General features: G+C 60.8%; 20 protein-coding genes. 14 read left to right on the top strand and 6 right to left on the bottom strand.

Features of this window, described 5'->3' with window-relative positions:
* Positions 1-63 precede the first annotated feature (63 nt).
* The 6 genes from K5554_RS04870 to hydF all read left to right on the top strand — a co-directional run bounded on the left by K5554_RS04870 (position 64) and on the right by hydF (position 5,373).
* Positions 64-945 carry an ABC transporter permease gene (locus K5554_RS04870; RefSeq protein ID WP_221040017.1) on the top strand — a complete coding sequence of 294 codons (882 nt, stop codon included), beginning with the start codon at positions 64-66 and terminating at the stop codon, positions 943-945.
* Positions 927-1,664: an ABC transporter ATP-binding protein gene (locus tag K5554_RS04865; protein ID WP_221040016.1), complete on the top strand. Its 738-nt coding sequence runs from the start codon at positions 927-929 to the stop codon at positions 1,662-1,664. The genes K5554_RS04870 and K5554_RS04865 overlap by 19 nt, the downstream gene beginning before the upstream one ends.
* Before the next feature lie 3 nt (positions 1,665-1,667).
* A complete protein-coding gene (locus K5554_RS04860) occupies positions 1,668-2,666 on the top strand; it encodes an NrtA/SsuA/CpmA family ABC transporter substrate-binding protein (RefSeq protein WP_221040015.1) in 999 nt (332 codons plus the stop codon).
* A gap of 33 nt (positions 2,667-2,699) precedes the next feature.
* Complete coding sequence (locus K5554_RS04855; protein ID WP_221040014.1) at positions 2,700-2,948, top strand: TM1266 family iron-only hydrogenase system putative regulator; 249 nt, start codon at positions 2,700-2,702, stop codon at positions 2,946-2,948.
* Positions 2,949-2,958: 10 nt separating this feature from the next.
* Positions 2,959-4,035, top strand: coding sequence for a [FeFe] hydrogenase H-cluster radical SAM maturase HydE (gene hydE, locus K5554_RS04850; RefSeq protein WP_221040013.1), 1,077 nt, complete (start codon positions 2,959-2,961; stop codon positions 4,033-4,035).
* Positions 4,036-4,104: 69 nt separating this feature from the next.
* Positions 4,105-5,373, top strand: coding sequence for a [FeFe] hydrogenase H-cluster maturation GTPase HydF (gene hydF / locus K5554_RS04845; RefSeq protein WP_255565511.1), 1,269 nt, complete (start codon positions 4,105-4,107; stop codon positions 5,371-5,373).
* A gap of 24 nt (positions 5,374-5,397) precedes the next feature.
* On the opposite strand, the gene K5554_RS04840 is transcribed toward hydF, so the two are convergent.
* The 3 genes from K5554_RS04840 to K5554_RS04830 all read right to left on the bottom strand — a co-directional run bounded on the left by K5554_RS04840 (position 5,398) and on the right by K5554_RS04830 (position 9,125).
* Entirely contained in the window at positions 5,398-6,150 is a 753-nt protein-coding gene (locus K5554_RS04840; protein ID WP_255565584.1) for an IclR family transcriptional regulator, read from the bottom strand.
* A 23-nt stretch (positions 6,151-6,173) separates the two neighbouring features.
* Entirely contained in the window at positions 6,174-7,646 is a 1,473-nt protein-coding gene (locus K5554_RS04835; RefSeq protein WP_221040010.1) for a four-carbon acid sugar kinase family protein, read from the bottom strand.
* A 174-nt stretch (positions 7,647-7,820) separates the two neighbouring features.
* On the bottom strand, positions 7,821-9,125 hold the full coding sequence (locus K5554_RS04830) for a DUF362 domain-containing protein (RefSeq protein ID WP_221040009.1): 1,305 nt from the start codon (positions 9,123-9,125) through the stop codon (positions 7,821-7,823).
* 225 nt (positions 9,126-9,350) lie between these two features.
* Here K5554_RS04830 and K5554_RS04825 point away from each other — a divergent pair, with 225 nt between their 5' ends.
* Positions 9,351-9,632, top strand: coding sequence for an AbrB/MazE/SpoVT family DNA-binding domain-containing protein (locus K5554_RS04825; protein ID WP_221040008.1), 282 nt, complete (start codon positions 9,351-9,353; stop codon positions 9,630-9,632).
* Positions 9,633-9,941: 309 nt separating this feature from the next.
* Here K5554_RS04825 and K5554_RS04820 read toward each other — a convergent pair whose 3' ends face one another.
* The 3 genes from K5554_RS04820 to K5554_RS04810 all read right to left on the bottom strand — a co-directional run bounded on the left by K5554_RS04820 (position 9,942) and on the right by K5554_RS04810 (position 13,208).
* A complete protein-coding gene (locus K5554_RS04820) occupies positions 9,942-10,925 on the bottom strand; it encodes a D-glycerate dehydrogenase (protein ID WP_221040007.1) in 984 nt (327 codons plus the stop codon).
* A 493-nt stretch (positions 10,926-11,418) separates the two neighbouring features.
* Positions 11,419-12,345, bottom strand: a complete 927-nt coding sequence (locus K5554_RS04815) for a hydroxyacid dehydrogenase (RefSeq protein WP_255565583.1) — start codon at positions 12,343-12,345, stop codon at positions 11,419-11,421.
* Between the two features lie 116 nt (positions 12,346-12,461).
* The gene (locus K5554_RS04810) at positions 12,462-13,208 is read right to left on the bottom strand and encodes an MBL fold metallo-hydrolase (RefSeq protein ID WP_221040005.1); all 747 of its coding nucleotides are present in this window, start codon (positions 13,206-13,208) and stop codon (positions 12,462-12,464) included.
* Between the two features lie 150 nt (positions 13,209-13,358).
* Here K5554_RS04810 and K5554_RS04805 point away from each other — a divergent pair, with 150 nt between their 5' ends.
* From K5554_RS04805 to K5554_RS04775, 7 genes are all read left to right on the top strand, one after another.
* Positions 13,359-14,768, top strand: coding sequence for a sigma-54 interaction domain-containing protein (locus K5554_RS04805; RefSeq protein WP_370636951.1), 1,410 nt, complete (start codon positions 13,359-13,361; stop codon positions 14,766-14,768).
* Positions 14,769-14,901: 133 nt separating this feature from the next.
* Positions 14,902-16,173, top strand: coding sequence for an Nramp family divalent metal transporter (locus tag K5554_RS04800; protein WP_221040003.1), 1,272 nt, complete (start codon positions 14,902-14,904; stop codon positions 16,171-16,173).
* A 3-nt stretch (positions 16,174-16,176) separates the two neighbouring features.
* Positions 16,177-17,040, top strand: coding sequence for a DUF6282 family protein (locus K5554_RS04795; RefSeq protein ID WP_221040002.1), 864 nt, complete (start codon positions 16,177-16,179; stop codon positions 17,038-17,040).
* A 627-nt stretch (positions 17,041-17,667) separates the two neighbouring features.
* Positions 17,668-18,309 carry an isoprenylcysteine carboxylmethyltransferase family protein gene (locus K5554_RS04790; RefSeq protein WP_221040001.1) on the top strand — a complete coding sequence of 214 codons (642 nt, stop codon included), beginning with the start codon at positions 17,668-17,670 and terminating at the stop codon, positions 18,307-18,309.
* Between the two features lie 39 nt (positions 18,310-18,348).
* Complete coding sequence (gene lgt / locus K5554_RS04785; protein WP_221040000.1) at positions 18,349-19,182, top strand: prolipoprotein diacylglyceryl transferase; 834 nt, start codon at positions 18,349-18,351, stop codon at positions 19,180-19,182.
* Between the two features lie 21 nt (positions 19,183-19,203).
* Positions 19,204-19,725 (top strand): hypothetical protein, encoded by a 522-nt coding sequence (locus K5554_RS04780; protein WP_221039999.1) that lies wholly within the window; start codon positions 19,204-19,206, stop codon positions 19,723-19,725.
* A complete protein-coding gene (locus K5554_RS04775) occupies positions 19,722-20,450 on the top strand; it encodes a cytochrome c biogenesis CcdA family protein (RefSeq protein ID WP_221039998.1) in 729 nt (242 codons plus the stop codon). Before K5554_RS04780 ends, K5554_RS04775 begins: the two co-directional genes overlap by 4 nt.
* Positions 20,451-20,541: the final 91 nt, after the last annotated feature.

Raw genomic sequence — 20,541 nt, 5'->3', positions numbered from 1 at the left:
CCACCCATCCCGTTCCTGCGACCAGGGGTTGCACCCTGCCGCCAAGGGAAGGAGGAAAAAAGCATGGGACTCAGGAAGGCCCCTCTGGTTGCCGTGCCGGCGTCGCCGGCGGCCGGAGTGCGGCCTTTTTGGCGTTTAGGCCGGAGAATGCTGCTCCCGGCGGCGCTGGTGGCCGGCTGGTGGGCCGCCGCCCGCTTCGGCCCCTTCACCCCCTACCTCCTGCCTGCACCGCCCGCCGTAGCGCGGGCGCTGGGCGAGCTGATCGAGAGCGGTGAGCTCTGGGTGCACCTTACGGCCAGCCTGGGGCGGGTGCTGGCCGGGTTTGGCCTGGCGGTGGTCCTGGCCCTCCCGCTGGGGCTTGTGGTGGGGCTCTCACGCCGCGCGCGGGAGCTCCTCGCCCCTACCCTGGGCTTTTTGCAGCATGTGCCGCCCATAGCCTGGATACCGCTCTTCATCCTCTGGCTGGGGATCGGGGAAGCCTCGAAGAACGCGGTGATCGCCTACGCCGCCTTCTTTCCTCTTTTTCTCAACACCCTGCACGGCATTGCCGCGGCCGACCCGCGCCTCATTGAAGTGGGGCTCTTGTACCGCCTGCCGCCGCTCGCGCTCATCCGCGAGGTGTACCTGCCGGCCGCGGCCCCGGCCATCTTCACCGGCCTTAGGCTCGGCCTGGGCTACAGCTGGCGGGCGCTGGTGGCGGCGGAACTCATCGCTGCCCCGAGCGGTCTTGGGTACCTCATTGTAGAGGCCCGCGAGCTCTCGCAACCGGCGGTCATCCTGGGCGGCGTGGCCGTGATCGGGCTGGTGGGCCTCTCCCTGGAAGCGTTCCTTGACTGCGCCGAGCGCCGCCTGCGGCGCCGGCCGGCGCTCCCGGCCGGCCGCGGGGAACCCGCCCGGGCGCAGGCGGCGGCAAAAGGAGGGGCGCCATGCCGTACCTGGAGGTAAAGGGGATCGAAAAGGCCTTTTGCCTGGATGGGAAGGCGCTCACCGCCCTGGCGGGCGTTTCTCTGTCCGTGGAAGCAGGTGCAGCGGCGGCGGTAGTAGGCCCGAGCGGCTGCGGCAAAACCACCCTGCTGCGCCTCATCGCCGGGCTGGACGTCCCGAGCGCCGGCAGCGTGTTCCTCAAGGGGCAGCCGGTGGCGGGCCCCAGCCGGGCCTGCGGGCTGGTCTTTCAGGAGCCGCGCCTTTTCCCTTGGCTTACGGTGGCGGAGAATGCGGCCTTTGGCCTGCGCGGCGTGCCGGGGCGCGTGCGCACCGAGCGCGCTGCGGCGGCGCTGGACCTGGTGGGCCTTACCGCCTTCGCCGCCGCCTACCCGGACCAGCTCTCAGGCGGCATGGCGCAGCGGGCGGCGCTGGCCCGCGCCCTGGCCCCGGCGCCCGAGCTGCTGCTCCTGGATGAACCGTTTGCCGCCCTGGACGCCATCACCCGCAGCCGCCTGCAGGGCGAGCTGGTCCGGCTCTGGCAGACCACCGGCGCCACCCTCCTTCTCGTCACCCACGACATCGAAGAGGCGGTGTTCCTGGCAGGCCAGGTAGTGGTTCTAACCGCCCGCCCGGGGCGCGTGAAGGAGGTGGTGGCTATCGACCTGCCTTACCCGCGGGACCGCACCGCACCGGCCTTCGCCGCACTGCGGCGCCGGATTTTGGCTCTTTTGGAGGTATAATAGATGGCAAGAAAAATCATCGCCGGCCTGCTCTTCGTTCTCTTGACCTTAAGCCTGAGCGGCTGCGCCGGGGGAACGCCACAGAAAGGGGCCCTCCCCCGCGAAATCAACGCCACCTACGTGGCGCTGCCGCTGAACGTGCCCTCTATTGTGGCGAAAGACCAACAGCTCTTTGAAAAGGCTTTCCAGCCGGACGGTATCACCTTCCGGTATCACAACATCGTCGCCGGGCCGGCGCAGACGGAAGGGCTGGCTGCCGGCTCGCTGGACTTCGCCTCCGTGCTCGGCGGCACCTCGGCCCTGCTCGCCCGCGCCCAGGGCGTCGACCTTAAGGTGATCGCCAACTACAGCATGTCTCCACGCGGCTTCGGCATCATTGTACCGGCCGCCGCGCCCATAAAGTCTGTAGCCGATCTCAAGGGCAAGAAGGTGGGCACCGCCAAGGGAACCATCGCCCACCAGCTCCTGGCCGCCGCCCTGGCCAAGGCCGGGCTTTCCACCCGTGACGTGCAGTTTCTCCACATGGAGCTCGCCGACGCCGCCACCGCGGTGCAGGCCGGGCAGCTGGATGCGGCGGTGGTGGGCGAGCCGCTGCTTACAAAAGCCGTGGCTTCCGGGAAGGCGCGCCTCCTCACCGACGGGGAGGGGCTGATCAACGCGCAGATTGTGGTGGCGGTGCGCGGGGAGTTTGCCAAGAACTACCCGGACCTGGTGCGGCGCTACCTGAAGGTGCAGCAGCAGGCGGTGGACTTTGTGCGTGCGCACCGGGCAGAGGCCCTGGCCGCGGCGGCCCGGGAGAACAACATGGACCTGAAGGCGGTGGAGGCAATCTTCCCCAAGTACGACTTCTCGCTGGCACTGGACGACAAAGCGGTGCAGGAGCTCAAGCACACCGCCGGGTTCTTGAAAGAGGTGGAGCTCCTCAAGCCGGACGTGGATGTGGATAAGCTGGTGGGCGAGCTGGTCGATCCCAGTTTCTTGCCGCAGGAACCGGCGCAATGAGCTTTATCCCGAGCTGATCAAGGAGGATGCAGATTGGAGAGACGGCTGGGTGTAGTTGGAATCGTGGTTACTGGCCGGGAGAATGTGGCCCCCCGGCTCAACGCCATCCTCACGGAACACGGCGAGATCATCGTGGGGCGCATGGGCGTTCCCTACCACGAGCGGCAGGTTTCGGTGATCGCCCTCATTGTGGACGGCACCACGGACCAGATCGGTGCGCTCACCGGTAAGCTGGGTAGCCTGCCGGGGGTTACCGTAAAGAGCGCCCTCACCCCCAAGTGAGGCCCATATCATGGAAGATTCTTTTCGAGCCATTCTTTCCCGGGCGGCTCAAACGCACCGCCTCACGGCAGCGGAGATCATCCCCCTGCTCGCGGCCCGGGGCGAAGCGGAACAGGCCCTCTTTGCCGCCGCCGACGCGGTGCGGGCTAAATGGGTGGGGGACGATGTGCACCTGCGGGGCCTGATCGAGTTCTCCAACTACTGCCATAACGACTGCCTGTACTGCGGCCTGCGGCGCAGTAACGGCAGAACGCGGCGCTACCGCATGGAACCGGCGGACATCGTGGCTGTAGCTAAGGCCGGGGTGAACCTGGGGTACCGCACCATCGTGCTGCAATCCGGGGACGACCCCTGGTACACCAGTGCCGTGCTGGCACAGGTGGTGGAAGAGATAAAAAAGCTGGGCGTGGCGGTCACGCTTTCCATCGGCGAGCGGAAAAAGAGCGAGTACCGTGACCTTAAGCTCGCCGGCGCCGACCGTTTTCTTCTCAAGCAGGAGACGGCCGACCCGGAGCTTTACGCCCGTCTTCACCCCGGCCAGAGCTACCACCACCGCGTGGAGTGCCTGGAGTGGCTGGCCGAGCTGGGCTACCAGGTGGGCTCGGGAAACATGGTGGGGCTGCCCGGCCAAAGCCTGGCCACCCTGGCGGAAGACCTGCTCTTTCTGCAGGCAAAGGCGGTGGACATGGCCGGCATCGGCCCCTTTATCCCGCACCCGGACACACCGCTCGGCGGCTGCCGGCCGGGAGACGTCGGCCTCACCCTGCGGGTGCTCGCTGTAGCCCGGCTGCTCATCCCCTGGGCGCACCTGCCTGCTACCACTGCGCTGGCCACCCTGGACAGCGAGGGGCGCGAGAAGGGCCTCCGGTCCGGGGCCAACGTGATAATGCCCGACCTTACGCCGCCACCCTACCACGATGCCTACGAGATTTACCCGGGGAAAGGGGCGCCGCTACCGACGGATTATCATGCGGCGGTAAGAAAGCTGGTGGCGCGGGTAGGGAGGCGGGTGGCTGCCACCGTAGGGCATAGCGTTAAACCGGGGCAGATTAAGAGGCATGGGGACAGGTCGGCAGTCCAGGGATAGATGTGCGATAAACGAGGGCCCGACCTGTCCTCAGGGAGAACCCGTCCCCGATCGAAAGGAGGTATAGTTGTGGCTTTCGAAGAACCTGCTTTTAGCACGGCGCCGCGCGGGATACGCCTGCACATCGGCCTCTTCGGCCGGCGCAACGCCGGCAAATCCAGCCTCATCAACGCCCTCACCGGGCAGCAGGTGGCCATTGTCTCGGAAACCCCCGGCACCACCACCGACCCGGTGTACAAGCCCATGGAGCTGCAGCCCCTGGGCCCGGTGGTCTTTATCGATACTCCGGGCCTGGACGACGTGGGCCGCCTGGGAGGCCAGCGCGTGGCGGCCGCCAAGAAGGTGCTCACCAAAGTCGACCTGGCCCTCCTGGTGTTGGAGGCCGGGCGCGAACCCGGCCGGGAAGAAAGGGACCTCGTCCGGCACTTCCAGCAGGAAAAGATCCCTTACCTTATCGTCCTTAACAAGCAGGATCTCGTCCCTTCTACTCCAGCCGGTAAGGCTGCCGCCCCGCCGGCCCTTCCCGGAGAAACCTGGCTGGTGAGCGCCTGCACCGGCGCCGGCATCGAGGAGCTGCGGGGCCGCATTAAGGAGGTCGCCCCCCGGGAAGCGCGCAGGGAGACCATCCTGGGCGACTTGATCGCACCGGGTCAAACGGTGGTGCTCGTCACCCCCTGCGACATTGAGGCCCCAGCCGGGCGGCTCATTCTCCCCCAGGTACAGACGCTGCGGGACATCCTCGACCATGATGCCCACGCCGTAGTGGTAAAGGAAGATGGGCTGGCCGCCGCCCTGGCCGGCCTTAAGGCTCCACCCGCGCTGGTGGTGACGGACTCCCAGGCCTTTCCCCTGGTGGCCGCTGCGGTGCCGCCCAGCGTGCCGCTCACTTCTTTCTCCATCCTCTTCGCCCGCTACAAGGGCGACATCGCCGGCCTGGTGGCCGGTGTGGCCGCCATCCCCAATCTTAGGCCGGGCGACCGGGTACTCATCGCCGAGGCCTGCACCCACCACCCCATCGGCGACGACATCGGGCGCGTCAAGATCCCGCGGGCGCTGGAGCGGATCGTCGGCGCCAAGCTCAGTTTCACCTGGTACGCCGGCAGCGACTTCCCCGAGGACCTGGCCAGCTACCGCCTGCTCATCCACTGCGGCGGGTGCATGATCAACCGGCGCGAGATGATCACCCGCCAGGCCCGCGCTCTGGCCGCCGGCGTGCCCACGGTGAACTACGGCGTTTTCCTGGCCTATGCCCAGGGCATCCTGCCCCGCACCCTGGCCCCCTTGGGGCTGGCCCACCTGGTCCCGCCCCTCCCAGCGGCAGCCGCCGCCGGCGCTTAAAAAAAGGAACGGGGACAGGCCCGGTCACCCATTCCAGCCTAAATCGCGCGCGATGGCGGCCGCCTTCTCCAGCAGCCGAGGGAGAATCTCTGCCTGGCGTGCCGGGCCCAGGCGGGAGGCCGGCGCCGAGACGCTGAGCGCCGCCACCACCCGGCCGCGGTAGTCCCGCACCGGCGCCGCCAGGCAGGCCACATCCCGCTCCCTTTCCTCCCGGTCCAGGGCATAGCCCTGGGCCTTCACCTTTTCCAGCTCCGCCGCCAGGGCGGCGGGGTCGCAGATGGTAGCCGGCGTAAAGCGCTTGAGGCCGGTGCGCGCCAGGATGTCGGCCCGCTCCGCCGCCGGCAGGTACGCCAGGAGCACCTTGCCCACGCCGGTGCAGTGGAGCGGCGCCCGCTCGCCGATACGGGTGAACATACGCACCGTGCGGTCGCACGGCACCTGGGCCACGTAAACGGCGCTGTCGTCTTCCAGGATCACCAGGTTCACGTTCTCCTGCGCTGCGCGCATGAGCTGCTCCATGTGCGGCAGCGCCACCCGGGCCAAGTCCACCTGCTGTACGGCCGCCTGCCCCACCTCCACCGCCTTGATGCCCAGCCGGTAGCGGCGGCTCACCGGGTCCTGCTCCACAAAGCGGCGGGCCTTCAAGGTGGCCAGGAGATGGTGGCAGGTGCTCTGGTTAAGCCCCAGTGCGCGGCTGATCTCCGCCAGGGGCAGGCCCGCCTCCGGGCCTCGGGCCAGAACGAGCAGAATGGCCAGCGCCCGGTCCACGGACTGCATCACGAACCCCGCTCCTTCCCGGCTCACGCTCCGGCCCCCGGCTGCGGCCCGGGCGCCGCCAGGGTTTCCACCACCTCAAGGAGCGTCCGGTCCGTGCCCACATTACCGGGAAACACGACATAAGGCAGGCCGGGGAAGCGCGCCTCCTCGCCCAGGCGCCACACCGGCACGCCGGGCCGGATTTGCCCCAGTACAAGGGCCCTCCGCACGCCAAGGCCCTGGGTGGCAATGTCGCTGGACGTGATACCGCCCTTGGCCACAATGAAGCGCGGGGTCACCTTGATGCATCCCACCAGAGCAGCCAAGGCACGGGAGATGCTACGGCTGAGGGCCAGTCCTTCCTCTACGCCGGCCCCGCCGAGCACCGTGCGGCTCGTCGCCACTACCGCCACGCGCCCGTACCCCAGTTCTTGCTCAAGGAGCGCGGCGACGCGGGCAAGCTCCGCCGCGCGCTCTTCGGGAAGAAGCAGCCGGGCGGCACGGAGCTCGTGGACGGGATAACCCGCTGCGCGTAGCACCGCAAGCTGGCGGTTCGTCCGCTCCACGTGGGAGCCCACGACCACCAGGCCGCCGCTCCCTTCCGCGCCGGGGAGGAAGAGATCAGCCGCCCCCAGAAGGGGCCGGTCGGTGATCCCGCCGCGCACCTTGGCAAAGGCCGCCGCCGTGCGGTAAAGGAAGTGCTTCCCGCCCTCCTCCACTGCCAGCAGGCCGCGCACGATGATGTCCAGGTCTGCATAGCTTACGGCGTTCACCACCACCGGCTGGCCGCGGCGCACGCCGTCCAGGTATTCGGCTACCTTGTCCGGGCCTCCGCCCCGCACCGCCGTGAGCGGCACGGAAAACACGTCTTCCCGGCGCCAGAAGCCGCCGCTTTTTTCCTCCACCCACGCCTTAAGGTCTGAGCTCTTGTACCCGAAAGCTGGGTCGCGGGCAAACTCCGTCTCGCCGGCGGGGAACACCCGCTCGCCCTCGCCCACGTAGTGGATGTCGCCCACCGTGTAGCGCTCCCCCTCGGGAAAGGCCGGCACCAGGAGGTGACCGGCCAGGCGGCGGTCGTAGGCCGCTTCCCAGAGGCCGGCCAGCGTGAGAACCTCGAGCGGGTAGTGGCCGCGCAGGGTGGAATCGCTACGGCTCAAGAACACCACCGGCCGCCCCCGGCGCCGCGCTGCCTGCAGCACGGCGGTCCCCACCGCCTCGTTCACCGCCCTGGCAGCGGAAGCAGCCAGGCTGCGGGAGTTGGTAAGGATGAAGGCCAGGGGCTCCTCCTCCCGCACCAACTCCTCCGCCGTAGCGTCGTCCCAAACGGTGTACACGCGCACGCCGTGTACCGTCTGTACCCCGGTGGGGTCGTCGTCCAGGGCCACCACCTTAGCGCCGGAACGCACCACCAGGGAGCGGATCGCAGCGCGCAGGCCGCTCGAGTCGCCTTCCGGGGGCAAGGCGGCGAAAAATTTCACCCGCTCTGCTCCTTCCACACCGATCCCCTCTTTCAGCATCTGAAGTTCTCTTTCATATTCTCCTCGGATCGCCGTTTTTCCTGCGCAGTTTTATCATGCCCGGCGGTACCCTTGCCACCGGCGGTTCTGGGGCGCACGACCGCCCGGTTTAACCCGCCACCTGGGGCAAAAAGAAAGCCCGGGCGACGCCGGGCTGAGGGCACGCGAAGACAGCTACTTTTCGTCACGCGCCAGGGCCTGGAGATCGGTGTTGAGCTGGGAAAAGATGTAGACCGGCGCGCAGCCGGGGTAGGTGTAGCAGCGTTTGGCCAGGGACATGGCTTCTTCCACCTTGTCCCGGGAGGGAAAGTACTGCCAGCAGTCGCCGCAAACGAAGAGGTTCTTGCCCTCGGCGTAGGCCGGGTCGAAGTCCGGCACGCCGCCGGCGATGAAAACGCACTCACCCTTCTTCGCCACGAAGGCCGGCACGTCGATGCCGCTGTTCTTAAAGCTGTCCAGCGCCCCGCGGATGTTGGCGTAGCAGCCGCTGCAGGTCTGCTGCACGATCACCGTCAGGCCGGGGTACATGCCCACCGGGTTGTCGTTGGGCCGCTTGAAGCTGCGGCGCACCTCGTCCCTGCACTCGCCCACCACTTCGATGGCGCTAAGGTCCGCCACGCCCAGCCCCTCGCCGGCCGCGATGCGCACGGCGGGAATCTCCACCGGCTCAAAGCCCATGATGTAGCTGGTCACAGCGTCCACCGCCACCGTATCCTGCCCCGCGATGATAAGGTTCATCTCCACCGGCGTGCCGGCGTGCGGCCCCTGGCCCTCCATGCCGATGATGCCGTCGATGATGGTTAGGTCCGCCTTACGCACCCGGTAGAGGTCGGCGAACTTCTGACCCAGGTCGATGCGGTGCGCCCCCTGCTGCTGGCCGCTGGGATGGCGGTTGGGGATGATGCCGTTCCAGTTCTTAAGGCCCAGCGTCACCGTACCCGCCAGGTGCACCTTCATCTTGGGGAGGTTGATGACCACGTCGGCCTCTAGGAAGGGCCGGAACACCTCGGCCCGCTTAAATACCTTGGCCTCGGGGATGTCCACCACCACGGTGGCCGTCTCGTCGAAGTAGATCACCTTGTCGGCGCCGCCGCGCCAGGCCGCCTCTTCCATGCCGGAAACCTGGAAGGCCGGTTTGGCTTTGCCCACGTGCTTGCCCAGCGAGGGATTGTCGCCCACCCACACCTCGCCGGCCTTGGAATCCTCCTTAACGTAAGCCGTTACCGCCTCCACCGTGCGCGGGTCCACCACGGCGAAGCTCTCCGGCGGCGCCTGGAAGGCCAGGTTCGGCTTGATCAGCACCCGGTCGCCCGGCTTGATGATAGCGTCCAGGCTGCCGATGGACAGCTCTACAGCTTTCTTCACCGCCGCGCGGATGGCCGCCACGTCCTCGGCGTAGCGCACGAATTTCCCGCCCATGAACTCGGCGTTACCCTTAACGCCTTCCGCCTTGACCACCGCTACCTTCGGTTTGACCATGCTCTCCCCTCCTCAGCTGTTTTGCGCCGTTGCGACTCCCTCTGTACCCCTTCACCTCCTTTCTGTCGCACTTATCATTATTTTCCTTCTTCTACCTTCTTTTCTGTTTTCCTTCTCATGTGTATTAGGCTTCCATTAAACTTATGCGCCGGCCTGAAATTGACACAACTTCTCGGTTACATCTATAATTACCGTAGAACAGTAATGCTGAAAGGAGGCTTTGCAGTGGAAAAGGTTATTGGTAATGTAGTGGTGCAAAAGCGCGGCCTCGTCAGCCTGAGTCAAGCCAAGAAATACCTGGGCATTAAAGAAGGAGATATCCTGCAGGTGGCAGTAGAGGATAATCGTCTCGTCCTGGTGCCTATGAAACTAGTACCAGCCGATCAAGCCTGGTTTTGGACGGAGGAGTGGCAGAAAGGAGAGCAAGAAGCACAGCAGGAAATCGAACAGGGAAAAACCAAGTCCTTCGATAGCATGAAGGAACTGCTTGAGGATCTGGAGAAATGAAGTTCGAGCGTACCGAGCGTTTTAAGCGGCAATACAAGAAGCTGACCGAACCACACAGGGCGCTTCTTTATCGGGCGCTCAAGCTTTTCGCGACTGACCCATACCACCCGTCGTTGCACACCAAGCGCGTACAAGGAACCAAGGACATTTGGGAAGCGCGTGCTTCCGCCGCCCTCCGCTTCACCTTCCACCGGCGAGAGGATCGGATCATCTTGCGTACGTGTGGACTACACGATACAGTGTTGCACAAGCCGTAAGAGAATAAAAACCCCTGCAGCGAACTGCAGGGGCTTATTCGTGTCGGGGAATTCATGCCCGGCGCCGGTCCCAGACCTCGCGGTTCACCAGGTTGGGCGGAAGCTCGCCGCGCAGGGCGGCAGCCGCGTTCTCCGCCGCCATAGTGGCCATGCGGGTACGGGTGGCCACGCTGGCACTGCCGATGTGAGGCAGCAGGATGACGTTGTCCAGGGTTAAAAGCGGGTTGTCCCGCCGCGGCGGCTCCGGGTCCATGACGTCCAGGCCGGCGGCAGCAATGCGCCCCGTCTTTAGGGCGGCGTAGAGGGCGGCCTCGTCCACGATCGGCCCGCGCGCCGTATTCACGAGGACAGCGGTGGGCTTCATGCGGGCGAAGGCATCGGCGTTGAAGAGGTGGCGCGTCGCAGCTGTGAGCGGCACGTGGATGCTGATGAAATCCGAGCGGTGCAGCAGCTCGTCAAAGGACGCATACGCTGCCCCGAGTTCTTTTTCCAGCCCCTCCTGGCGGTGGCGGCTGTGGTAGATGACTTGCATGTTAAAGCCGCGGGCGCGCCGGGCCACCGCCGCCCCGATCCGCCCCAGCCCCACCAGGCCGAGGGTAGCACCGTAGACGTCCTGCCCCAAAAGGAGTGTCGGCCCCCAGGTCTGCCACCTACCGGCGCGCAGGAACTTGTCCGCCTCCACGAGGCGCCGCCCGGCAGCCAGGATGAGGGCGAAGGCCAGGTCGGCCGTGGTCTCGGTGAGCACACTCGGGGTGTTGGTGACGAGCACGCCCCGGGCCGTGCAGGCCGGAACATCGATGTTGTCGTAGCCGACGGCGTAGTTGGCCACCACCTTAAGGTGCGGGGCGCGGTCCAGGAGTTCGTCGTCCACGCGATCGGTAAGGAGCGGCACCAAAGCATCGCAGTCTTCTACTTCGTTAAGGAGTACATCCCGCGGGGGCGGCAGCTCCTCCTCCCAGACCTTAACCTCCGCCGCCCGGCGCAAGATGGCCAGGCCCGGCTCGGGGATGCGGCGGGTGACAAACACTTTCGGCATATAGGTACCTCCCCTGTCGGCAGTTTTTCGGGGGCAACGGCTATAACGCAACATCAACAATACTTTTTTCGACACCGGCGCCGGAAAACCTGCCGCGATCGCAGTAGTTTCCACACAAGAACGGCAGACCCGGGTGCCACACCTCCAGGGAAGGAAAGAGCCTCGGCCGCCAGTTATTGCCGAATAAATATACGGACCAGTAGAGGGCCGTTTTTCTTTAAGAAAATCCCACTAGCCCCGAGGGGAGGTGAGGCACTATGGTCCGGGTGTCAGACACTACTCAGATTGTAATAGCTGTTCTGCCTCTGGTATCCACAGTGATCTCCATCGTTAACCTGAGGAAATAAGATGCTCCCTAATCTGCCAGCAACAGATTAGAGAGCGTCCGAACCCGGTTCGGTGGGGCAACCACGCAGCTTAGTTTTGCCCTGTCTTTTTGGGCAGGGCTGCCGGCACTTATTGTTCGCTCCCTGGGCGCAGCTGCAGCGGGGAGTCAACGTGCGCCCGGGACGATGATCTTCTTGATCTCTTCGGCCAGCCTAAGGCCGATGCGCCGCTGGGCCTCGTGGGTGTTGCCACCGATGTGCGGGGTCACCACCACGTTGGGGAGCCCAAAGAGCTTGTTCTTCCCCGGCGGCTCCGTCTCCATCACGTCACCGGCAAAGCCGCCCAGGTGCCCGGAGGCGACGGCCGCATACAAGGCTTCTTCGTCCACAATGCCGCCGCGCCCGGCGTTCACCAGGAAGGCGCCTTCCTTCATCTGCGCCAGCTCCTCGGCACCGAGGAGGTGGTACGTGTCCTTGGTGAGGGGCGCGTGGATGCTCACCACATCCGCGCGGCCGAGAAGATCCGGTAGGGAGACCAGCTCCACCTTGAGGGCGGCCACCGCCTGCGGCGTAAGGAAAGGATCGAAGGCGATGACATCCATGCCTATGGCCTGGGCGATGTGCGCTACACGCGAACCGATCTTCCCCAGGGCAATGATGCCCAGGGTCTTTCCTTTGAGCTCATGGCCAATAAAGGCGTGCTTATTCCACTGGCCTTCCCGCACCGAGGCAAAGGCTGGGTTGATGCGCCGGGCCAGGTTGAGCATCAGACCGATGGTGAGCTCCGCCACCGAGTCGTTGGAGGCATCCGGTACGTTGAGAACGGCGATCCCTTTTTCTTTGGCGTAGTTCACATCGATGTGGTTCAGCCCGATGCCGTTCATGGCAATGACCTTAAGGCGCGCGCCGCGGTCGATAACCTCGCGGTCGATCTTGTGCTTCACCCGCACCACCAGGGCATCGTAATCCCCGACGATGTTGAGCAGCTCCGCCCGGTCCGCGTCAAACGCCAGTTTCACCTCTGCGTATTCCTGAAAGCCGGCAACGCCCGCCGGATCGATGGGCTCGGTGACGAGCACCCGTGGCCGTTCCATTTCCGTCAAGCTACCCCCTCCAACAATTGATCCCCTATGAATTCGCCAGAGAGCTGCGATTTCCTGCCACCCTTTTGCCAAATCACGTACAGAAGTAAAGCGTTGAACAAGGTGTTTTAGTCTAACGTTATCCTCAGGATACCGGTATGCCCCCCGGCCAGGTAGGTTGGGTTCACTTTTAAGCCGGGCGGAAATGCTATTTCTACGCTTGGATGCCCCACAGGAACGAAGGATCGTCCATCGCTTCTTATCAGCGCATCATGTCCGGGTACCAGCACGCCCTTCAGTTTTTGAAAACGCGCGATGGTATTGGCGCTGGCCTCTCTGTCGAGTGACAGGTCTACTGTTCCTGTCGTTAGTTCAGCCCGGTTTTTCACTGCATCTCCGACAAGATACCAGCGCTCTCCCCCATCATTCACCACTAGGGAGGCGCTGCCTGGAGTGTGCCCGGGTGACAACAGCGCCGTAACCCCAGGGACCACCTCCTGGCCGTCCTCGACAAGTTGCACTTTGCAGTGCTTAAGGTGTTCAGCCTCGAGCTTGGAGAGAAAGGGATCACTGGTGCATTGTTGTGCCCAGATAAACTCTCTTTCAGTGAGGCAGAAAACAGCCTTAGGGAAAAGTGCACAGTTGCCGCAGTGATCATAGTGGAGGTGACTTAGAAAAACCATGTCAATATCTGCCGGAACAAGACCGTGTGCTCCCAGCGCGGCTGTCAACTGTGTTCTCGCGCCCTGGCCCCCCGTGTCAAAAAGAATCCTTTTGTCCCCCACTTCAACCAGAGAAACTGTACTCCATCCCAGATAGCTGAGATCGGCCTTCCCTGGGAAGCCTGGTAAGAGAATCTTTACACGATGTTTCAATGGTTACCCTCCCTTCTATTAATCAGGTGCATAAATCATGCCAACTCTAGGCACTGCTGGTCTTCGTTCCGTCTTAAGTATCTTACAGTGTTGGTGCACCATTGCACCAGAGGTACAACTTTGATATCATGCTCTCGGAGGGATGGATGCGTGCGGTATACGAGTGGATCTAATGAACGTGAACTTCTTCTTGAATTGGAGGGAGTAATGAACAGCTCTTATGACGGTCTCTATGTGACGGATGAAAAAGGAACTACTCTTCGGCTCAATCCCGCTTTTGAACGGATAACTGGCCTGAAAAAAGAAGAGCTCTTGGGGAAAAATGTCCGCGACCTTGTCAAAATGGGGGTGCTTTCACAGTCTGGAACCCACAAGGCTATCGAAGAACAAAAACCCGTAACAATCCTGCAGACAATTCAAGGCAAAAAAGAGATCTTGGTGACCTGCACACCCATTTACAATGATCAGGGTAAGTTGTTCCGTGTCTTGACCAATGCAAGGGACATAACAGAACTGAACGCTCTAAAGAGACAACTGGAAGTATCCAGAGAACTGACAAACCGCTATCATACAGAATTGCAGTTGCATCGTGAGTTGAAAGCCCAAAACATCGTTGCTGAGAGCCCGGCCATGAAACGAGTCATTGAAATTGTCAGGCAAATTGCTGGCATGAATGCAACTGTTTTGCTTCTAGGCGAATCAGGGGTAGGCAAGGAGGTCATTTGTGACTTAATCCATTCCTTGAGTCACGTGCATAGCGGGCCGTTAATAAAGGTAAACTGTGGAGCCATCCCACGTGACCTTTTTGAATCGGAATTCTTTGGCTATGAAGCAGGGGCTTTCACCGGTGCTAGAAGTAAAGGGAAACCTGGTTTCTTCGAGCTGGCCAAGGGAGGCACCATTTTTCTTGACGAGGTGGGTGAGCTGCCACTTGAGGCACAATGCAAGCTGCTTCGAGTACTAGAAAGTAATGAACTGGTACGTTTGGGTGGAACCAAACCAATTAAAGTGCACGATGTGAGGATCATTGCAGCCACCAACCGCGATCTCAAAAAAGAAGTGGACGCGAAACGATTTCGACAGGACTTGTATTACAGGTTGAACGTTGTATCAATAGAAATTCCGCCCTTACGAGATAGGCCACAAGATGTGTCTGCATTAATAGCGTATTACCTGGCAGAATTCAACAACAAGCACCAGAAGAGGAAAACCCTTTCCCCTGAGTCATATAAGGCCCTTCTAGCATATACCTGGCCGGGAAACGTACGCGAGCTTAAGAATACAATTGAGCGCCTGGTAGTCCTCAATCCTACACCAGAAATACGCTTACAGGACCTTCCAGCAGATATGCAGCAAGTTGAACCGCGTTCTTTAGACAATGGCACCGGTATATCAATAGAAATTTCCAGCATCCTCCCTCTCCGCAAAGCCGTTAAGCTGTTAGAAGATCAGTTAATAAGATATGCGGTAAGCAAAACGAACAGTATTCGCCAGGCCGCAGCAGCATTAGGAATCAATCACTCTACCCTCATCCGTAAGATGCAGAAACGCAGTGGTTGAGCATTGCACCAATGGTGCATTGCTCAACCACTTTTAGGTTTCCACGCGCTTCAAAAGGCGTTGGCCCTGAAGCGATAGATGGCATGAAAATTGCAGTACTCTTAAACATGTAATCATTTAAGGGGGGTCTGTGATGAATCAGGAACCGGTTGCAGCCGCATCCCAGGTCACCAAGAAACAGTCGATCTGGTCCTACCTGAAGCAAGTCGGTCCAGGAATGTTGGTCGTAGGGGCATTCATCGGAACAGGGACAATAACCTCTGTAGCTGTTGCTGGAACAAATTACGGTTATGACCTGCTCTGGGCCGGAGTCACCGTTGCCATTTTGCTTACGATAATCCTACAAGAAATGTCGGCCCGTCTTGCCCTCGCAACTGGCCAACCCCTGGCCACGACCATTCGGCACCGTCTTGGTTTATTACCTGCAATTATTGCCATCTTAGCTATCGCGTTTGGCAATGCCATCTACTCTGTGGGCAATGAAAACGGTGTTGGTCTTGCCTTAGGAGCCCTGTTCCCTGCTGTTCCCAAAGTCTTTTGGATGGTATTGGTCACCTTCCTTTACTGGCTCTTGTTGATGACCGGCCGTTATAACCTGTACGAAAAATTCATCACCGGGATAGTTGCCTTGATGGGCGTCGCTTTCGTCATTGACCTCTTGGTGGTTAAGCCGGAAGTTGGAGCAATTGTTAGAGGGTTAACCATTCCAATAATTCCGGAAGGATCTATGATGGTCGTACTAGCGCTAATTGGAACAACGGTGGTGCCTTATAACCTTTTCCTGCAATCCGCAGGAGTGATCGAACGCGGCTGGCATAAGGATCCTCTAGGTAACCTCTCCTTGATGCGGGTGGACACTATCTTCTCCATTATTGTAGGTGGTATTGTAACCGCCTCAGTGGCCATCGTGGGTGCCGCCGTTCTTCACCCCCTCCACATTTCGCAAGGACTGGAAATCAAGAGCGCGGCAGACATCGCTCTGACACTTAAGCCTCTCCTGGGACAAGCAGCCTTTGCGTTTTTCTGCCTTGGCTTGTTCGGCGCTGCAGTCTCTTCCATGCCCATGGCCTCCCTTTCTGCCGCTTATGTTGTCACCCAGAGTTTCGGTTGGCCAAACAACCTGAAGGACTGGAGGTTCCGAGCCGTTTTTACCGTTGTCGCCTGGGTACCTGTATTCTTTGCCGCAGTTACCAAAAACCCAATCTGGACAATTATTTTTGCCCAGTCTGTTAACGGCATTATCCTTCCGGTTGCTGCTGCGTTTGTTCTCTATCTGATCAACAAAAAAGAGGTCGCCGGAGAACTAAAGAACAACACCTTGCAAAACCTTCTGGGCTTGATAGCCGTGGGTGTAGCTTTGTGGTTAGGCTTGCGGATGATTCTGACTGCGTTGGGAGCAATGTAGACAATGCCTGAAGACGAAAACGCGATTCTTGAAGGCGTCATCGATTTCCATGTGCACTCTCGCCCTGACACTGTAGAGAGAATTGCTGACGACCTTGAATTGGCACTAGAGGCTAAAGAAGCAGGCATGCATGGAATCGTCCTCAAAGCCCATGGTGCCAGCACCGTAGAAAGGGCTTACCTGGCCTCCAGAGCGGTAAGAGCCTTCGATGTTTTTGGTGGAGTCTGCCTCAATGCTTCTGTTGGCGGATTGAATCCAGAACTGATTAAAAGGATGATTCAGCTTAAAGCGAACACTCCGTCAGGACAACGAGTCGGAATGGTTGTCTGGTTACCTACGCTCGATGCTGAAAACCATATTGCCCACGGCAGTCACTCCAGTACCCCGGTACCGGTACGTGTGAAAGGAGATCCTGCTCCCGGCTTAATTGAGATCCTAAAGCTTGTGGGGGAGTATAACCTTATCCTGGCGACAGGTCACCTCTCCAGCAAGGAAACACTATGGGTTATTGACCTGGCGAAGTCCCTTGGAGTAAACAAAATCGTCGTCAATCACCCGGAATTCAGCGTAACTCGCATGACACTAGAAGACCAGGAGGCAGCTGCGGAAAAAGGGGCTTTTCTCGAGCACTGTTACTACCCATTAACTCCTGTTGCCCAACACGTACGCCCCGAGGAAATTGTGAAGAGCATCAAACAGGTCGGTGCCGGGCATTGCATTCTGGCATCCGACCTGGGACAGTATGAAAACGTGAAACCTATTGAAGGCCTGCGCTCCTTCATCAGAACCTTACTCCATTACGGGTTGACGTGGGATGAAATTAAGCTAATGACTAAGACCAACCCCGCTGCTCTCTTGTACTCGTAGCTGTTCATCTGAGACAACCGACCGGTTCACAGGCAAGCGTCGATAGGAGGGAGCGACAAGCCACCGTCCTCTCACATCATCGTACGTGCCGTTCACTATATGGCGGTGAACCAAGCTTGACGAATGCCTTGGTAACGTGCGGTTAAACTCATAAGGCCCTGGGCTTTCCCCCAGGGCTCTGTTCATCGGAGCCATCGATCATCTGGTATTCGCCGCCGCGGCCGGAAGGGAGGGCAGTCTCAGGCCTTCAACTAGTATATCTACGCTGGCATCGGCCGGAAGAGTCAAAAGATGCAGATAGATTTTCTGCGCCAAGTGCAATTCATTCGCAACGTCAGCCTTCAAAACAAGAAAGCCGAAATCGCTCTCTTCGGTGGACGAACCTTGACTACGAGAGCCGAACAAAATAGATGGAGATTTGGAGAAGGCTTTGGTTTTTGTCGCTCGCCGTGCCCGAGCATGGTAACAAACTCTCCTGTTGCCACCTCGAGGTTACACGCTTGCAAGCTCTCCATTGTCAATGGCAGTATTATCCAGCAAACTGTTATTGACTCTGACTACCAACCAAGGTATACTAACCTTAGCGCTACCCTGTACCCGTAGCTGGTAGCTTGAGGAGGCGGTACCTTGCGTTGGGACTACGGCTACTGGAACATCGTCCTGGCTAATGTTCTCTTCATCTCGTTCTTTCTTCTCGGGTTTTTGCGGCCTAAAGGCAGAGCTGAATGGCGGAACCTCGGCTTAGTAGAGGCCTTCTTTGTCGCGCTCTACGCAGAAATGTACGGTTTCCCGCTCACGATTTATCTTTTGACCTCGGTATTCGGCATGAGGTTGCCCGTGCTTAGCCCCTTTTCCCACACCAGCGGTCATCTTTGGGCCACCCTGGTGTTGGGCAGTCGCTTCACCAACGCGATTTGCACGTTGGGCAGCTACCTCCTGTTCGGCGGTCTCGTTATTCTAGGTATCGGGTGGTTCCAGATTCACCGCAGCCGCGGGCGCTTGGTCACCTGGGGGCTGTACCGCTTTATTCGCCACCCGCAATACCTGGCGCTGTTCCTAATCACCACCGGCATGCTGATTCAGTGGCCGACTCTGCCCACCCTCCTGATGTGGCCGGTCCTACTCGTTATGTATTCCCGGCTGGCACTCGAGGAGGAAAAAAACCTGCGGGCGGCGTTTGGCGCAGAGTATGAAGCCTACCGCAGCCGCACACCGGCCTTTTTCCCCCGCCTTTGGCCGAGCCCCACCCAGAGGGTTCAGGAATCGTAAGCGGCCGTGCTCCAGCTCTCACAGTGAAAGGATGGTAGCATGCGTCCCGTCCTCTTTACTGTAGGTCCCTTCGCCATTCACACCCTGGGGTTCTTTATCGCCCTCGGAGCTGTGGCGGCAATACTTCTCACCACACGCGAAGCTGAGCGCAAAGGGCTAAGCAGCGAGAGAGTCATGGATCTTCTAGTCTTTGTCCTCCTCGGCGGACTCCTCGGTGCGCGTCTAGGCTACATCGTGGTATACGCCCCCGGTTATTACCTGGCCAACCCTCTGGAGGCGTTGCGCTTTGACCTGGGTGGCCTTTCTATTCACGGTGGGATCGCCGGAGGCCTCCTGGCAGCCCTCGGGTACACCCGGCGCCACTCGTTACCTTTCTGGACACTGGCCGACGCAGCGGCCCCGGGGCTGATTTTGGCTCAGGCCATCGGTCGCACAGGTTGCGACGTGTTCGGTATTCCCATGGCACGGCCTTGGCCTTGGGGAGTCAGCAGCGGTGGTACGCTGCTTCACCCGGCCCAAGTGTACGAGTTCTTACTTGATTATCTGCTCTTATATTTCCTGTGGCGCCGGCGCACCCGGGTGCGTTTTCCAGGCCAGCTCTTCCTTATGTACGTGATAGGCTTTGCCACTATCCGCGGGGTCGTCGAGTTCTTCCGTTCCAACCCAGTGCTTTTCGGACCGTTTACCGTGGCCCACGCAGCAAGCCTGGCGTTTATCCTTGCCGCTCTTGCCGCTTGGCGCCGCCTGGCTGCAACCCCGGCACCAGTGCCGGTGTCCGGGTCCGATGTGGCAACCGGGCCCGCTTGGCGGGTGGCACTTACCACCTTGGTACTCGCCATCACTTCGCTCCTTTTTTTCTATCTCGTGCGCTAGCTTTTTAAGGGGGGAATCAGTGTGCGGCGTATAGTAGTCGCGGTACTTGTTCTCGCCGCCCTGGCCGTAGCCGTGGCAGGCTGGAGGTCGCTCTCCCGAGGTCCGAGCGCTGCAGCCGGCCAAGGCGGCGGCCCGGGCGCGGCGCCGGAGCCCCAGTATACGCAAACCGACAGCCGGAACGGGGTCTTTGTTACAGCCACCTTGCTGGGAAAAGGCGAGTCTGAACCTGGCCGGCTGGCCTTTCGTCTGACCCTGGAAACACATTCCGGCGACATCACAGCCTACAATCCGGCAGCAGGAGCAAAGCTGGTTACGGCCGACGGCCGGACAATCACTGAAGGATTCTCGTGGATCCCCGAGAGTGAAAACAGCCACCACCGTTTAGGCGTTCTATCCCTGCCTGAAATGGACTCAGAGGGGCATCCTTACGTGGGGGCGGACAGCAGTTCGCTGAAGCTGATTTTGGCAGGGCTCAAGGGAGGGCCGGCGCATTCCTTTGCGTGGGGGAAGCTCGAACTCGCCGCCTGGAGAGAGACACCGTGAGCGCTCTTTATAGCATCGCCTTCCTGGCCGGTGTCGTCTCGTTTCTTTCCCCGTGCATCGTCCCTATGCTCACCGCGTACTTCTCCTTGATTTTAGGCCTGTCACCTGACCGGTTGAACGAGGTTGAAGCAGCGTCTAAACAGCGCGCTGCGGCCAATACCCTCTTCTTCAGCCTGGCCTTCACGCTGGTCTTCACCCTGGCGGGAGGAGCCGCGGGTACAGTTGGTCTCTTCTTGCTGCAATACATGACAGTTTTCAACTGGGTGGGCGGCATCTTCTTGCTGCTCCTGGCCCTCAACCTCTTGGGTGTGAGGAAGCTCCCTCATTTCAGCCATGTTATGCCCGCCCGGCTCACGGCACAGGCCGGCAGGCCCTCGGCGTGCTTCGTGGGCGGGCTCTTCTTTGCCATCGCCTGCTCGCACTGCCTGGGGGCAACCCTCTACTCCATTCTGCTCGCCGCCGGCGCCACCGGCTCGCCGTCCTCAGGAATGCTGGTCATGTTCCTCTTCTCCCTCGGCCTGGCCGTGCCTTACCTTCTGGTCGGCCTCTTTCTCGACCGGGCGCTGCCAATCCTTAAACGGAACCAGGTTTTCACCGTCATCACTTCGCGCGTCTCCGGTGCAATGCTGCTTTTCTTCGCCGCTTTGCTCCTTAGCGGCCGCTTCACCCTTCTTACCAGTTGGGCGGCAAGAATACTACCCTTCTCCTTGTCCTTGGGAATGTAATATGCACACTGCGGCCCTTGTCCTGCCATCAGGCAAAACAAGGGCCGCTTATACTGCGCACCGAATGCTATATGTTGTTTTTTCAGCAGCA

Origin of the sequence: Gelria sp. Kuro-4 (assembly GCF_019668485.1) — a bacterium.
In the GTDB taxonomy this organism is placed as follows: Bacteria; Bacillota; DTU030; order DUMP01; family DUMP01; genus DUMP01.
Note: the sequence above shows the minus strand (reverse complement) of the source record. Positions and strands in the feature narration are given on the sequence as shown.